This is a genomic window from Kitasatospora sp. NPDC091207, assembly GCF_044768625.1.
Lineage (GTDB): Bacteria > Actinomycetota > Actinomycetes > Streptomycetales > Streptomycetaceae > Kitasatospora.
Map to the genome: position 1 here is coordinate 528608 of NZ_JBIVVS010000001.1, position 14825 is coordinate 543432.

The window sequence follows — 14825 nt, forward strand, 5'->3', positions numbered from 1 at the left end:
CCACGAGGAAGGCCAGGGAATTGGCACGGCAAACACCGTCGGCGGGGCGCCGACGAGAAACGATGATCATCGTGGGCGGCGGCCTCGGCGGCCTCTCCACCGGCTGCTACGCCCAGATGAACGGGTACCGCACCCAGGTCTTCGAGATGCACGAGATCCCCGGCGGCTCCTGCACCGGCTGGGACCGCAGCGACTTCACCTTCGACTGGTGCATCAGCTGGCTGCTCGGCAACGGCCCGGGCAACGAGATGTACCAGATCTGGCTGGAGCTCGGCGCCCTCCAGGGTAAGGAGATGCGGCACTTCGACGTGTTCAACATCGTCCGCGGCCGGGACGGCCGGGCGGTGCACTTCTACTCCGACCCCGACCGGCTGGAGGCCCATCTGCTGGGCATCTCGCCGGCCGACGCGGCCCCGATCCGGGAGTTCTGCGACGGCATCCGGACGTTCCGCAAGGCGTTGGCGGTCTACCCGTTCCTCAAGCCGGTCGGGCTGATGGGCCGGGTCGAGCGCTGGCGGATGCTGGCCTCGTTCCTGCCGTACTTCACCACCATCCGGAAGTCGATCACCGTCCTGATGACCGACTACGCGCAGCGGTTCCGCGACCCGCTGCTGCGCGAGGCGTTCAACTTCATCCTCTACGAGAAGCACCCGGCCTTCCCGGTGCTGCCCTTCTACTTCCAGCTCGCCTCGCACGCCAACCAGGCGGCCGGGGTGCCGGAGGGGGGCTCGCTCGCGCTGGCCCGGTCGATCGAGCAGCGCTACCGCAAGCTCGGCGGCGAGGTGACGTACAACGCCAAGGTCGAGGAGATCCTGGTCGAGGACGACCGGGCGGTGGGCGTCCGGCTGAGCGACGGGCGGGAGTTCCGCTCCGACATCGTGGTCTCCGCCGCCGACGGCCACACGACGGTGATGAAGCTGCTCAAGGGCCGCTACCTGAACGACACCTACCGCCGGCTCTACACCTCGCTGATCGACGAGCCGGGCCAGCTGTCGCCCGGCTACGTCTCGCTCTTCCTGGGCCTGCGCCGGCCCTTCCCGGAGGGCGACCCGTGCACCACCTACCTCCTGGACGAGCGGCAGGCCGCCGAACTCACCGGCATCCGCTGCCCGAGCATGAACGTGCAGTTCCGCACCCGGCACTACCCGGAGCTGGCGCCCCGGGAGTCCACCGTGGTGTTCGCCACCTACTTCTCCGACATCGACCCCTGGCGGGAGCTGCACGACGGCCCCGAGCAGTCCTCCCGGGTGCGGCGCGGCGAGGAACTGCACACCCTTCCGGTCAAGCACGGGCGGGAGTACATGGCGGCCAAGCGCAAGGTCCGCAACGGCATCGTCGCCTTCCTGGACGAGCGCTTCCCCGGTTTCAAGAGCGCCGTCTCGGTGGCGGACGTCTCGACCCCGCTCACCCAGGTCCGCTACACCGGCGTCTACGACGGCACGTTCCCGGGCTGGAACCCGTTCGTCGAGGGCAGCGAGACGGTGGAGCAGGAGATCAAGAAGAACGGTCCGGTGCTCCCCGGGCTCTCCGACTTCTACCTCTCCGGGGTCTGGGCCACCATCGGCGGCCTGATCCGGGCGGCCGCCGCCGGCCGGCACGTGGTGCAGTTCATCTGCCGGGACGACGGGCGGGACTTCCACGCCGAGATCGACGTGAGCGCGCCGCCGCCGACCCATCTGATCCTCCCCGTCGGCCGGCCGCCGAAGCAGCAGAGCGGGCCGGTCGAGGAGATTCCGTCCACCAGCACCGTCGCGACAGGGGCCCTGGCATGAAGATCGAGAAGTGGGTGGTCCGCGAGCACCTCGACGGGGTGCCGGACGTGAACCGGATCTACCAGAAGGTGGTCGAGGAGGTCGAGATCAGGCTCCGGCCGGACGAGATGCTCTTCCGCACCCGGTACGTCTCGGTCGACCCGTACCAGAACGGCCTGGCACTGGAGACGCCGATCGGTCACCACATGGGCGCCGACTCGATCATGGAGGTGCTGGAGGCCGGGCCGGAGGCGGCCTTCCGGGTCGGTGACCTCGTCCAGGGCTTCGGCGGCTGGCGCAGCCACGTCGTCCACAACGGCGCCGAGGAGCTGTGGAAGACCGGCATCTTCCCGATGCTCTTCCCGGCCTACCGCCGGCTCGACCCGGCCCACTACGGCGAGGGGCTGCCGCTCAGCACGGCGCTCGGCATCATGGGCGCGCCGGGGATGACCGGCTGGGGCACCATGACGAAGTTCCTGGAGGTCCGGCCGGGCGACACCGTGGTGATCAGCGGCGCCTCCGGCTCGATCGGCACCCTGGTGGCCCAGTTGGCCAAGCGCGCGGGCGCCGCCCGGGTGGTCGGCACCACCGCCTCGGAGGGCAAGGCGGCGTACCTGAAGGAGCTCGGCTTCGACGAGGTGGTGCTCTACGACCAGGCGGACGACGCCGAGAAGGTCCGCGAGGCGCTGCTGCTCGCCGCCCCGGACGGCGTCGACCGCTACTTCGACAACCTCGGCGGCACCGTCACCGACGCGGTGTTCACCATGCTCAACGTGAACAGCCGGGTCGCGGTCTGCTGGCAGTGGGCGACCACGGTGAACGGTGAGCTGACCGGGCCCCGGCTGCTGCCGTACATCATGTTCCCGCGCACCACCATCCGCGGGATCTTCGCCCAGGAGTGGTTCGACGAGCCGCAGTTGGCGGCGATGCACGAGGACCTCGGCGGGCTGGTCCGCAGTGGTGAGATCCGCTACCACCAGACCGTCCACAAGGGATTCGACGAGATCCCGAAGGCCTACCGGAGCCTCTACGTGGACCGGGAGGCGAACCGGGGCAAGGTGTTGGTCGAGGTGTGACGGCGGTGGGGGAGCGGGCGGCCCGCCCGCTCCCCCACCCGGTGCTCACTCGTCGTCGAGGTCCAGGCCGCCCGGGTCGCTGCCGTCCGGGGTGCCGCTGATCGCGTACCCCTGGCGGCGCGCCTCGTAGCAGGCCACCGTGGCGGCGGCGGAGACGTTCAGCGAGCCGACCCGGCCCAGCTGCGGGACGAACACGACCTGGTCGCAGAGCGCGAGCGCGTCGGGGGTGATGCCGCGGTCCTCGTGGCCCAGCACGAAGGCCACCGCCGGGGTCAGCTCGGCGGCGAACATCGGCACCGCGTCGTCGGCGAGCTCCAGCCCGACCACCTTGAAGCCGTCCGCCTTGGCGGCGGCGACCGCCTCGGCGACGGTGGGGAAGTGCTCCACCTTCAGGTACTTGTCGGTGCCCATCGCGGCCTTCTGGGCGCCGGAGGAGCGCACCGACGGGGTGTCGCCGGTGAGGTACAGCTTCTCGGCGCCCATCGCGGCGCCGGTCCGGACGACCGAGCCGACGTTGAACGGCGACTGGAGGTTCTCCAGGATCAGCGCGAGCCGGAACTCGTTGCTGCGCCGCCACTGGCGGTGCAGCCGCTTCAGTTCGGTCCCGCGGAGCTGCTTCACGACGTCGTACCTCGTCCACTTTCGGGGCCCGCGCCCTCCGGGCGGGGCCGCGCTTCCAGAATTCGGAACCCGTTGACCGACGTGACGCGGGTGGTCGGGTAGCCCTGGTCGTTCAGCCACTGCTGCAGCGAGTCCGAGCCCAGGTGCTTCTGGACCACCAGGAACGCCGAGCCGTCCGGGGTGAGCCGGCCGAGCCACTGGTGCAGCAGCCGGCGCAGTTCGGCCTTGCCGACCCGGATCGGCGGGTTGGAGTAGATCGCCGCGAACCGCTGGTCCGCGGGGACGTCCTCCGGCAGCGCCGCCCGGACGTTGCCCAGGCCGAGCGTCTCCGCGTTGAGCCGGACCAGCTCCAGCGCGCGGGTGTTCACGTCCACCGCCCAGACCGGCAGCCGCTTGCGCCTGGTCGCCCAGGTCAGCGCGATCGGGCCGTAGCCGCAGCCGACGTCCAGGATCGGGCCGCGCACCCGGGGCGGCGGCGCGTGCTCCAGCAGGATCCGGGTGCCCGGGTCGAGCCGGCTACGGGAGAACACACCGGCGTCGGTGGTCAGTTCCAGGGTGACGTCCGGCAGGGAGACCGTGATCGGACGGCGCTCGCTGGCGACCTCGGGTGCACCGGTGAAGTAGTGCGAGCCGGACATGATTTCCCCGTCGTTCGGTAGGGCTTCGGGGCCACCGGGTGGGTGTGGGTAAGCCCTGCTGGTACGGCACTGATCGTACCCCCGGTGGCCGGGGCCCCGTTTTGCCCGCCGACGGCGGGGCAGGCGGGAGCCGGTCCGCGACCCGCGGACCGGGACCGGACAACACGCCGAAGGCCGGGCGGCGCATCGCGTCCGAGCGGCCGCCGACGGATACTTCCAGTACCCCCCAACGGGCCCCGTGGGAGCCTCCGAGCAGCGAGGACGGACGCCATGCCGCAGAATCACGAGGACTACCCGGCCGAGGTCGCCGAGGCGGTGGAGCCGGACGACGAGCCGGGCGAGGGCGACGAGTACGACGAGCTGGCCGAGCGGCGGGCACTCGGCGCGGATCCGGCCACCGAGGTCGCGGACGTCGCCGAGCAGAGCCGGGTCGTCGAACTCGACGAGGACGAGTACCGGGAGTAGCCGGGCCGCGCGAAGGGCCCCGAGAAGGGCCGCGAGCCGGGCCGCGCGAAGGGGAGCGCCGCCGCGTGGTCCCGGGCGGTCAGAGCGCCCCGCGCCGCTGCAGCCAGGCGAAGGCCGCCCAGCCCGGCAGGACCGGCAGCACCAGGGTGAGCAGGCGGAAGAGCGCGACGGCCGCCAGCGCGCCGCCCTCCTCCATCGACGCGGTGTGCTCCAGCAGCGTCACCAGGGCGCTGTCCACGGCGCCGGCCCCGCCCGGGGTCGGCGCCGCGTTGCCGACCGCGTTGCCGATCAGGAAGACCACCGCCACCGAGGCGAAGGCCGGTTCCCGGCCGACCGCCCGGACACAGCAGTACAGGCAGGCGACCAGGCAGAGCGAGACCAGCAGCTGCCCGGCCACGCCGACGGCCAGCCGCCCGGGGCTGCGCAGCAGCTCCAGCAGCCGGGGCAGCACCTCGGAGGTCAGCGGCCGCAGCCGGGCGGCCAGCCAGCGGCGGGCCGGCGGCACCGCGGAGACCCCGGCCAGCAGCACTGCCGCCCCGGCCAGGCCGCTCACCACGGCGGGCAGCGCGTCCAGCTCGGAGCCGCCGGGCTCGGTGTCCAGCAGGTAGACGAAGGCGCCGAGCTGGAGCAGGTGCAGCACCAGCCCGAAGAGCTGGCCCACGCCGACGCTGGACAGCGCCTGGGCCGTCGGGATGCCGGACCGCTGGAGGAACCGGGTGTTGAGGGCCACCCCGCCCACGCCGCCCGGCGAGACCAGCTTCACGAAGGAGCCGGCCAGCTGGGCGAGCACGGCGTGGCGGAAGTGCAGCCGCTCGGGGACGAAGCCGACGAAGCCCATCGCGGCGGTGAAGTGGCTGGCGGCCGCGGCCAGGACGGCGAGTGCCAGCCAGAGCGGGTCGGCGTCGCCCACGGCGGCGATCGGGTTCTGCTCGGACGCGAACAGCTGCGGCAGCAGCAGCCAGCCGGCGACCACCCCGCCGCCGACCGCCAGCAGGGTCCGGGGCCGCAGGCGCTCCACCTTGACCGCCCGGACGGGCGCCTGCGGCCGGGTCCGCAGGACCTCGGCCCGGATGGCGTCCAGCAGCTCGCCGGGCGGCGGGGGTGGGGGAGCGGCCGGCCGGGCGCGGGCGGGGGATCCGGTGGTGCCCGCCCGGCCGGCCGGGGCGAGGGCGGCGCAGTGTGCCCGGGCGGCCTGCTTGAGGGCGGTCCGGGTGGAGCGCGCGAGGGCGATCGGCTGGAGGAGCGGAAGGGCCGCGCCGACGACGTCCGGGCCGAGGACCGCGACCGCGGTGCGCACCGACCGCTCGGCGCCGACCCGCAGGGCGAGGGTGGTGAGCAGCTGGGCGATGTCGCAGCGCAGCACCAGTTCGCTGGCCGCGATGTCGCCGTCCGCGAGGTCGACCAGGTGCACCGCGCCGGCCCGGTCGACCAGGATCGAGGAGGGGACGAGGGCCCGGTGCGAGATCTCCCGCCGCTGCAGCAGGGCGAGCTGGGACCAGGCGTCGGTGAGCAGGTGGTCGGTCAGCTCGTCGTCGGCGAGCTGGTCCAGGGTGCGGCCGGGCAGGTACTCGTACGCGACCAGGGCGTTGTCGCGGCCGAGCCCGGCGGTGGCGGCGATCCGGCGGGTGCGGACGCCGGCGGCGACGGCGGCGTAGGAGACCAGGGCCTCGTGCTCCAGCCCGGTGCGCAGCGAGCGCAGGGCGCGGGGGTGCGGGGCGGTGCGCAGCCGCAGCCGGCGCCAGGCGCGCTGGACCAGGGCGGCGGTGACGGCCTGCCGGTCGAGCAGTTGGACGTCGAGGTCGGGGTGCCCGGCCTCCTGGCGGACCAGGTAGCGGTCGGGCCCGGCCGGGTGGGCGGCGACGGGGCGCAGCCCCGCCTCGCGCAGGCTCTGCAGGAGCTGGGCGGGTCGCGGCCGGGGGTCGGGTGTGCCGACGGCGTAGAGGGTGCCGTGGGCGGCCGTCCAGCCGATCAGCAGGCCGAGCAGCAGGGCGGTCGGCGTGGCGTAGCCGGCGGCCAGCCCGGCGACGGCGGACACCGACAGGACGATCCGGGGGACCCGGTGCTCCCGGGCGGCGGAGGCGGTCAGGAAGGCGAGCACGGGGGCGAGGTAGCCGTAGACCGGTTCGGTGTGGGCGAGGTCGTGCCCCGGCAGCGGCTGGGTGAGGGCGGCGATCAGTGAGGCGGGGGCGAGCTCGTCGACCCCGAGGTCCACGGCGACGGAGGCCCCGTAGGCGAGGACGGCGGCCAGCAGGCCGTCGGAGAGGTGCTGGAGGACGCGCCGCCGCTCGGGCACCGCGGAGAGCAGCCGGCGGACCGCCGACCAGACCGGCACCAGCAGCAGGGCGGCGGTGGAGAGCCCGCCCGCGATCGCGGCCAGCGGGCGGGGCACCAGCCGGGCGAGCTGGGCGACGTCGGCGGCGATGCCGCTGGTGGTGGCGCGGGCGTAGTCGGCGAGCAGCAGGGTCAGTGTGATCGCGGCGAGGCCGACGAGCAGCCGGATCAGGGCCACCGGCTGGCGGACCCGGCCGGTGGGGGCCGGGCCGGGTGTGCCCGGCCGGGGCGCCGGTATGTCGGGCGGGAGCGCGGACCCGGCCGAGCCGGGTGCGGCGGCCGGCCCGGGTGCGCCGGTCGCCTCGGTCGCCTCGGTCACCGCGGTTGTCCCGACGGTCCCGACGGTCCCGCCGGTCCCGACGGGCCCCGGTGACCGGCCCGGTCCGGGTGCGCCGGCGTGCCCGGGCGGGCCGTCCGCCCGGGCACCGCCGGTGTCGCTGTTCGTACTCCCCGCCACGATCGCCACGGTTGGCATGCTCCCATGGCGCCTCGCCGGCCCGTGGGGGAACCCGGGGCGGGGGCGCCGCGGCTCAGGCCTGGCGGGTCGGCAGGGCGACCAGGTGGCGCAGGTTGACGTGGCGGGGCCGGGTGACGGTGTAGGCGATCAGGTCGGCGATGTCCTCGGCGGTCATCGCCGGGATCGCGGCGAACATCCCGTCCAGCTGCTCGCGCAGCACCGGGTTCTCGACGTGCCCGCTCAGCTCGGTCCCGGTCAGTCCGGGCTCGATGACGCTGACCCGGACGTCGCGCGGGCCGAGTTCGGTGCGGAGCGCGCCGGAGAGCTGGGTGACGGCGGCCTTGGTGGCCCCGTACACGGCGTAGTCGGGGAACAGCACGTGCGAGGCGATCGAGGAGATGTTCACGAGGTCGGCGGTGCGGCCCTCGCCGCCGGCGGCGGTGAGGTCGGGGGTGAAGGCGCGGACGATCCGCAGGACGCCGGTCAGGTTGGTGTCGATCATGCGGGTCCACTCGTCGAGCCGGCCGTCGGTGACGGGGTTGGGCTGCATCACGCCCGCGTTGTTGACGACCAGGTCGACCGCGCCGTAGGCGGCGTGGACGGTCGTGACGGCGGCGTCCACCGAGGCCTGGTCGGTGAGGTCGGTGGTGACGGCGAGTGCCTGGCCGCCGGCCGCCGCGATCTCGGCGGCCAGCGCGTCCAGCCGCTCCGTCCGGCGGGCCAGCAGGGCGACCCGGGCGCCGCCGGCGGCGAGCAGCCGGGCGGTGGCCGCGCCGATGCCGCTGGCGGCTCCGGTGACGACGGCGGTGCGGGTGGCGAGGGCTGCGTAGCTCATGGGGTTCTACCTTCGGGTCCTGACGGTCGGGCTGACGGGGACCACTCTGCGCGGGTCCGCGCGGGCCATCCAGGGCCGCGGATGTCCTGGGAAAGGGCTTCCGGGGAAGGGACTTCCCGGGACTGCCGTTCCTGGGAACACCGGTACCACCCTCGGGCGGCGGGGCCGGGGCTACGCTGCGGGGATGGAGAACACCGTCGGGGACTTCCTCCGCTCGCGCCGGGCCCGGATCCGGCCCGAGGAGGTGGGCCTGCCCTCGTACGGCCGCCGCCGGGTGCAGGGCCTGCGCCGGGAGGAGGTCGCGCAGCTCGCCGGGGTCAGCGTCGACTACTACATCAGGCTGGAGCAGGGCCGGGGCAGCAGCGCCTCCGACACGGTGCTGGCCGCGGTGGCCCGGGTGCTGCGGCTGGACGAGGTGGAGGCCGCGCACCTGCGCGTGCTGGCCCGCCCGCCGGGCGCGGCCGCCGCGTCGCGCGGCGGGCGGCCGATCCGGGAGGGCACCCGGCTGCTGCTGGACCTGATGACCGGGGTGCCGGCCTTCGTGCTCGGGCGCCGGATGGACGTGCTCGCCTGGAACGCCCTCGGCGACGCGGTGCAGGGCTTCTCCGCCGCCCCGCCGGAGCTGCGCAACGCCGCCCGGCACACCTTCCTCGATCCGGCGGCGCGCGCGTTCTACCCGCGGTGGGAAGCGGTCGCGGCCGAGACGGTGGCCTATCTGCGGCTGGACGCCGGCCGGCACCCCGAGGACGCCGAGCTGGCCGCGCTGGTGGGTGAACTGTCGGTGCGCAGCGAGGAGTTCCGCCGGCTCTGGGCGGACCACCCGGTGCGGCAGAAGACCCACGGGGTCAAGCTGATCCGCCATCCGCTGGTCGGCGAACTCGACTTCGGCTACGAGACCCTGGGCGTCAACGGCTGCGCCGAGCAGATGCTGGTCACCTACACCGCCCCGCCGGGCTCGCCGACCGCGCAGAAGCTCGCGATGCTGGCGAGCTGGACGACCTCGGGGGAGCCGGTCGCCGCGGAGTGAGCCCCCGCGCCCCGGGCCGGGGTGCCGGGGCCCCGGGCCGGGGTGCCCGGGCGTGTCTTGGGCGTCCGGCCGGGGCGGCCGTCACTACTCTGCGTGCATGAGCGCGTGCGAAGACCTCACCGCGGCACCCCAGGAGATCGCCCCCCTGCCGCCCACCGACGGCTGCGCCGACTGCCTGGCCGAGGGCCGCCGGGACTGGGTGCACCTGCGGCTCTGCCTGGACTGCGGTCATATCGGCTGTTGCGACTTCTCGCCGCGGAAGCACGCCACCGCGCACTTCCACAACAGTTCCCACCCGGTGATCCGCTCGTACGAGCCGGGGGAGGACTGGCGCTGGTGCTTCGTCCACGAGGTGATGGGCTGAACGCCCCCCGGAGGATCGGCTCCGCGCGGCCCCGGAGTAGCCGTCGCGACCCGGCGTCTCCGGCCGCGGGCAGGTGTAATCCTGTCGAATTGCGGACATAACGCCCGTACGGTCCTCCCGGCCGACGCCCCGTGCCCGGCCGGTGACCGCCGAAGGGAGGTCGACGATGACCAAGCGCACACCGGGCAGTACCGACAAGCTCCGCCGGGGCACCCAGGAGCTGCTGGAGCGCCGGGGCATGGCGATGAGCCCCAAGCCACTCGCCCCGAGGCTCGGCACCCACGCCCCACCCGCCGCCGCTGCCGGGTCCGGCTCCGGCGGGGTGTTCCGGCACGGCGGGCAGGGCGCCGCGACGGCGTCCGTGCACGCCGCCCCCGCGATGCACGCCGAACTCAAGGGACACCGCCACCGGGGCGCGGAGAAGCACTCCGCGCACTGAGGGGGTCGCCCTTCGTCAGGGGGCGGGCGCCGGTCCCGGCGCCCGCCCCCTGACGTGTGCCCGGGAGCGGCCCGGGGGTTTCTCGGGGTCGACTCCGGGGCCGGTGGGGGACGGTCCCGGATGGCCGGTGCGCCCGGCTCCCACAGACTCGGTTCCGGACAGGGCGTCACCCGCCGGACGAGCCACAGTTGGAGAGCGAACCGATGAAGACCCCCGTACGCGAACGCCGTTGGAGCACCATCGCCGTTTCCGGCGCCCTGCTGGTGGCCGGTGTCGCGGCCGCGACGACGCCGGCCCTGGCGGCCGACCGCCCGGCGGGCGGCGCTGGTTCGGCCGCCGCCGCCGTCCGGCAGGCCGGTCCGCCGGACGGGGAGGCGCTGGCGCGGACGCTCGCGGACCTGCCGAACGAGGGCATCACCGGCGCGCTGGTCCGGGTCGGCGGCCGGGGCGGCCAGTGGTCCGGGACGGCGGGGGCCGGGGTGCCGGCCGACGCCCGGTTCCGGATCGGCAGCATCTCCAAGGTGTTCACCGCCACCGTCGTCCTCCAGCTCGCCGCCGAGCGGCGGATCGACCTGGACGGCACCGTCCAGCAGTACCTGCCGGGGCTGCTGCCGGCGTCCTACCCGCCGGTCACCGTCGGTCAGTTGCTCGACCACACCAGCGGTCTGCCGATGGGTGGCGGTCTGACCTCCGGGGACGGCACGGAGAGCTGGTTCGTCGCGCACAAGGCCGACTCCTGGACGCCCGCCCAGGTGGTGGCGGACGCCGTCACGCAGCCGATGGGCTTCGCGCCGGGCACCGCGCAGCAGTACAACGGCGTCAACACCCTCGTCGCCGGGATGCTGGTCGAGAAGGTCACCGGCCGGTCCTTCGCCCGGGAGGTGCGGACCAGGATCGCCCGTCCGCTCGGCCTGCGCGACACCGTCGTCCCGGACCGCGACGACCTCGCCCTGCCGGGCCCGCACGCGCCGGCCTCGCTGGACGTCACCGGCCCGGACGGCGTCCGGCGGCGGGTGGACGTGACCGAGCAGAGCCCCTGGCCGTGGGCGGAGGGCGGCATGATCTCCTCCGCCGCCGACCTGGACCGCTTCATGACGGCGCTGCTGCGCGGCCGGCTGCTGCCGCCCGCCCAGCAGGCCGAGCTGTTCGACGTGCCGGACGTGCCCAACCACCGCAACAAGAACTGCGAGGTCGGCCCGACCGCCGGCCACGCCTGCTTCAGCAAGGGCCTGATGAGCGCCACCCTGCCCAACGGCACCCAGGTCTGGGGCAAGACCGGCTCCCGGCCCGGCTACACCAGTGGTTTCTTCGCGACCAAGGACCTCAGCCGCAAGGTGGTCTACTCGGTCAACCCGACCGGCATCTCCGGCGCGGAGTTCCCGAAGGTGTGGCAGATCGTGACCACCTCCTTCGGCTCGGGCCAGGCGTACCCCACGAGCGGATGACCGGCTGTCAGTGCCCTGCGGTACGTTCCTGGTGATCATTGGTGATCCGAGGACACGGGGGCGCGCGATGGCCGACCTGATGACGGACGAGCCGGTCGAGCTCCAGCTGGAGCGGTACCGGACGGAACTGACCGGTTACTGCTACCGGATGCTCGGCTCGGTCTTCGAGGCCGAGGACGCGGTGCAGGAGACGATGGTCCGCGCCTGGCGCGGCCACCGGGGCTTCGAGGGCCGGGCCGCGCTGCGCTCCTGGCTGTACCGGATCGCCACCAACGTCTGCCTGGACGCGCTGAACGGCCGCAACGGCCGGGCCCGCCCGATGGACCTGGCGGGGCCGTCCACGGTGGCCACCGCCACCGACGCGCAGTTGCCCGAGGTGACGTGGATCGGGCCGGCGCCGGACGGCCGGATCCTGCCCGAGACGGGGGACCCGGCCGAGGTGGCCGCCCAGCGCGAGTCCGTGCGGCTGGCCTTCGTGGCGATGCTGCAGCGGCTCGCGCCCCGGCAGCGGGCGGTGCTCGTCCTGCGGGAGGTGCTGGGCTGGAAGGCGGCCGAGGTCGCCGAACTGCTCGGGGTCACCGTCGCCTCCGTCAACAGCGCGCTCCAGCGGGCCCGGGCGGTGCTCGCGGCGGACGCCTCGGCCACCCGCCCGGCGCCCGCGCTGGACGACGACCACCGTGCGCTGCTGGCCCGCTACGTCACCGCCTTCGAGGCGTACGACATGGACGGGCTGGCCGCGTTGCTGCACGAGGACGTCACGCTCAACATGCCGCCGTTCGCGCTGTGGCTGACCGGGCACGCCGACATCCGCGAATGGATGCTCGGCCCGGGCCACGGCTGCCGGGGCTCGCGGCTCGTCCCGGTGGAGGCCAACGGCAGCCCGGCCTTCGGGCAGTACCGGCCGAGCCCGGCGGGCGGGCACGAGCCGTGGGCGCTGATCGTGCTGGAGGTGTCAGCGGGCCGGATCACCGGTCTCACCAACTTCCTGGACACCGACACCCTCTTCCCGCTGTTCGGCCTCCCGCCCCGGCTGGACGGGTAGCGCCCCCTCGACCGGCAGCACGCCGGCCAGGCCGGTGAACGCGAGCAGCTCCCGCAGGGGGCTGCTCGCGTTCGTCAGGACGACCCGTACGCCGTGGCGCCCGGCGGCGAGCCGCAGCCGGGCGAGGGCGTCGACGACGGCCAGGTCGGGGCTGGTGAGGGCGCGGACGTCGCAGGTCAGCGGCGGGCCGGTGGTCGGACCCCGAGGGGTGTCCGGCTGGGGGCCCGGTGGGGTGTTCAAGCCGGTGTTCAGGTCGGTGTTCATACAGGGCAGACCGGTTCGGCGGCCCCGGCTCATCGGCCCGCGGCGAAGTTCTCCGCGGGCGCCCCGAAAAGATTCTCGAAAACTTCCCGGTGGAGCGATGAGTTTCGCGGCCGGCCCCGGTCTACCCCTCTGTCAGGCAAACGCACCGCACCGCGAGCACGGAGGACACACCATGACCGAGAACCTCGGCGAGCTGACCATCACCCGCGAGCTGCCCGCCGCCCCGGCGGTCGTCTTCCGGGCGTACACCGAGCCCGAGCAGTTCGTCCGCTTCTGGGGCCCGGTCGGCACCCACGTCCCGCTGGACACCGTGACCATCGAGCCGAAGGTCGGCGGGCGCTACGACAGCACGATGGTCATCGAGGCCACCGGGGACCGCTACCCGGTGTCGGGCGAGATCACCGACATCCGGCCGGGCGAGCTGCTGGCCTTCAAGGAGGACAGCGTCGGGCTGCGCTCCACGCTGACCCTGACGGACCTCGGCGACGGCCGGACCGAGGCCGTCCTGCACCAGACCGACGTGCCCGCGATGTACTGCGGTCCGGAGGCGGAGGCGGGCCTCAACTCCAGCTTCGACCGCCTGGTCGAGCACCTGCTGGCCCAGGCCTGACCGCCCGCCCGCTGCCCCCGGGCCTCACCCGCGCCGCTCGTCGGGCGGGGCCCGGGGCAGGTGGTGCGGCCGGGGGCGGGGCCCGGGATCCGGGGTGGTGGCAGAGTGGGTGCGGAGATCCCCGAGCCGTAGGAGGCCCGTTGTGTCGGCTGAGCCGTTGAAGTCACGCGAGGACTGGCTGGCGTCCCTGCCGCGGGTCTACGCCGCCGCCGGTTGTGTGCTGCGGGACGAGTCCGGCCGGATCCTGATCGTGAAGGCCGGGTACCGGGAGCACTGGCAGTTCCCGGGCGGCACGATCGATCTCGGTGAGGGCCCGGTCGAGTGTGCCGAGCGGGAGCTGACCGAGGAGACCGGGCTCGTGCGCCGGGCCGGCGAGCTGCTCGCCGTCTCCTGGACCCACCCCTCCGCCGAACTCGACCACCCGGCCGAGCACTTCCTGTTCGACTTCGGCACCGTCCCGGACGACACCCCCGTGGTCCTCCCGGCCGGCGAGCTGGACGACCACCGCTGGGCGACCGACCAGGAGGCGCTCGAACTCCTCGGCCCGGCCCGTTCGTCGCGGCTCCGGGCGGCGCTGGAGGCGGCCGCCGACGGGCGGGTGCGGATCATCTCCACCCACGTGTCCGGCTTCTGAGCGGTCGTGGGCCCCGGGGGCCGGGGCCCACGGCGTGCGGGCTCACTCCGGTGTGGCGGCACTCGCTGCGATGAAGGCCGCCACGGCCTCCGAGGTGAAGGTCTCGACCTCGGTCTTGTCCACGCCGAGGTCGGCCAGCGGGCCGGTGTCGTTCGCCTGCTCCAGCAGCGCCAGCAGGATGTGCTCGGTGCCGACGTAGTTGTGGCCCAGCTTGAGCGCCTCCCGGAAGGTCAGCTCCAGCACCTTCTTGCCCTCGGTGTCGTAGGGGATCAGCCCGGGCACCTCCTCGACGGCGGCCGGCAGCGCGGCGGCCGAGGCGTCCCGGACGGCCTGCGGGGCGATGCCCTGGGCGGCCAGCGCCTTGACGGCCAGGCCCTCCGGCTCGACGAGCAGGCCGAGCAGGAGGTGCACGGCGCCGATCTCGGCGTTGCCGGCCGTGCGGGCCTCCTCCTGGGAGGCCATCACGACGTGCCGGGCCCGTTCGGTGAAGCGGCTGAAGCCCTGGCTCGGGTCGAGGTCGGTGGGCGCGCCCGGGTCCTTGGGGACGAAGCGCTTCTGGGCGGCCTGCTTGCTGACGCCCATGCTGCGGCCGATGTCGGTCCAGGACGCGCCGGAGCGGCGGGCCTGGTCGACGAAGTGGCCGATGAGGTGGTCGGCCAGCTCGCCGAGGGCGTCGGCGGCGATCACCGCGTCGGAGAGCTGGTCGAGCGCGTCGGTGTGGACCTTTTTGATCGCGTCGATCAGGTCGTCGAGGCGCATGGGAGTGGTCTTGGGAACGACGGGATTCTCCATGCGTCAACCGTAGGTTGTCGACCCGAGAGTCGTC

General features: G+C 74.1%; 16 protein-coding genes. 10 read left to right on the forward strand and 6 right to left on the reverse strand.

All coding sequences use genetic code 11. The features are described 5' to 3' along the window. The first annotated feature begins 62 nt into the window (after positions 1-62). Together ACIQTO_RS02295 and ACIQTO_RS02300 are read left to right on the forward strand one after the other, a co-directional pair. Positions 63-1772: a phytoene desaturase family protein gene (locus tag ACIQTO_RS02295; protein ID WP_402381708.1), complete on the forward strand. Its 1710-nt coding sequence runs from the start codon at positions 63-65 to the stop codon at positions 1770-1772. Further along, on the forward strand, positions 1769-2827 hold the full coding sequence (locus ACIQTO_RS02300) for an MDR family NADP-dependent oxidoreductase (protein ID WP_402381710.1): 1059 nt from the start codon (positions 1769-1771) through the stop codon (positions 2825-2827). Before ACIQTO_RS02295 ends, ACIQTO_RS02300 begins: the two co-directional genes overlap by 4 nt. A gap of 45 nt (positions 2828-2872) precedes the next feature. Here ACIQTO_RS02300 and ACIQTO_RS02305 read toward each other — a convergent pair whose 3' ends face one another. Together ACIQTO_RS02305 and ACIQTO_RS02310 are read right to left on the reverse strand one after the other, a co-directional pair. Then, positions 2873-3448, reverse strand: coding sequence for a TrmH family RNA methyltransferase (locus tag ACIQTO_RS02305; RefSeq protein WP_402381712.1), 576 nt, complete (start codon positions 3446-3448; stop codon positions 2873-2875). Further along, complete coding sequence (locus ACIQTO_RS02310; protein ID WP_402381715.1) at positions 3445-4086, reverse strand: class I SAM-dependent methyltransferase; 642 nt, start codon at positions 4084-4086, stop codon at positions 3445-3447. Before ACIQTO_RS02310 ends, ACIQTO_RS02305 begins: the two co-directional genes overlap by 4 nt. A 270-nt stretch (positions 4087-4356) precedes the next feature. On the opposite strand from ACIQTO_RS02310, the gene ACIQTO_RS02315 reads away from it, so the two are divergent. Then, positions 4357-4551 (forward strand): hypothetical protein, encoded by a 195-nt coding sequence (locus tag ACIQTO_RS02315; protein WP_402381718.1) that lies wholly within the window; start codon positions 4357-4359, stop codon positions 4549-4551. A 79-nt stretch (positions 4552-4630) separates the two neighbouring features. Here ACIQTO_RS02315 and ACIQTO_RS02320 read toward each other — a convergent pair whose 3' ends face one another. Beyond that, positions 4631-7201, reverse strand: coding sequence for a lysylphosphatidylglycerol synthase domain-containing protein (locus ACIQTO_RS02320; protein WP_402381721.1), 2571 nt, complete (start codon positions 7199-7201; stop codon positions 4631-4633). Between the two features lie 211 nt (positions 7202-7412). Beyond that, positions 7413-8174: an SDR family oxidoreductase gene (locus ACIQTO_RS02325; RefSeq protein WP_402381723.1), complete on the reverse strand. Its 762-nt coding sequence runs from the start codon at positions 8172-8174 to the stop codon at positions 7413-7415. 184 nt (positions 8175-8358) lie between these two features. Here ACIQTO_RS02325 and ACIQTO_RS02330 point away from each other — a divergent pair, with 184 nt between their 5' ends. The 5 genes from ACIQTO_RS02330 to ACIQTO_RS02350 all read left to right on the forward strand — a co-directional run bounded on the left by ACIQTO_RS02330 (position 8359) and on the right by ACIQTO_RS02350 (position 12491). Further along, complete coding sequence (locus ACIQTO_RS02330; RefSeq protein ID WP_402381725.1) at positions 8359-9201, forward strand: helix-turn-helix transcriptional regulator; 843 nt, start codon at positions 8359-8361, stop codon at positions 9199-9201. Between the two features lie 97 nt (positions 9202-9298). Then, positions 9299-9565 carry a UBP-type zinc finger domain-containing protein gene (locus tag ACIQTO_RS02335; RefSeq protein WP_380576599.1) on the forward strand — a complete coding sequence of 89 codons (267 nt, stop codon included), beginning with the start codon at positions 9299-9301 and terminating at the stop codon, positions 9563-9565. A 166-nt stretch (positions 9566-9731) separates the two neighbouring features. Continuing rightward, positions 9732-10004, forward strand: coding sequence for a hypothetical protein (locus tag ACIQTO_RS02340; protein WP_402381728.1), 273 nt, complete (start codon positions 9732-9734; stop codon positions 10002-10004). A 203-nt stretch (positions 10005-10207) separates the two neighbouring features. Further along, positions 10208-11449, forward strand: coding sequence for a serine hydrolase domain-containing protein (locus ACIQTO_RS02345; RefSeq protein ID WP_402381731.1), 1242 nt, complete (start codon positions 10208-10210; stop codon positions 11447-11449). Between the two features lie 67 nt (positions 11450-11516). After that, complete coding sequence (locus tag ACIQTO_RS02350) at positions 11517-12491, forward strand: sigma-70 family RNA polymerase sigma factor (RefSeq protein ID WP_402381733.1); 975 nt, start codon at positions 11517-11519, stop codon at positions 12489-12491. Here ACIQTO_RS02350 and ACIQTO_RS02355 read toward each other — a convergent pair. Then, entirely contained in the window at positions 12402-12755 is a 354-nt protein-coding gene (locus ACIQTO_RS02355) for an STAS domain-containing protein (RefSeq protein WP_402381735.1), read from the reverse strand. The two genes, ACIQTO_RS02350 and ACIQTO_RS02355, sit on opposite strands and share 90 nt — an antisense overlap. Before the next feature lie 172 nt (positions 12756-12927). Between ACIQTO_RS02355 and ACIQTO_RS02360 the strand changes: the two genes are divergently transcribed. Continuing rightward, on the forward strand, positions 12928-13365 hold the full coding sequence (locus tag ACIQTO_RS02360) for an SRPBCC domain-containing protein (RefSeq protein ID WP_402381738.1): 438 nt from the start codon (positions 12928-12930) through the stop codon (positions 13363-13365). A gap of 142 nt (positions 13366-13507) precedes the next feature. Then, positions 13508-13999, forward strand: coding sequence for an NUDIX domain-containing protein (locus ACIQTO_RS02365; protein WP_402381740.1), 492 nt, complete (start codon positions 13508-13510; stop codon positions 13997-13999). Positions 14000-14041: 42 nt separating this feature from the next. Here the strand turns inward: ACIQTO_RS02365 and ACIQTO_RS02370 are convergent, their stop codons facing one another. Beyond that, complete coding sequence (locus ACIQTO_RS02370; RefSeq protein WP_402381743.1) at positions 14042-14791, reverse strand: Clp protease N-terminal domain-containing protein; 750 nt, start codon at positions 14789-14791, stop codon at positions 14042-14044. Between the last annotated feature and the right edge of the window lie 34 nt (positions 14792-14825).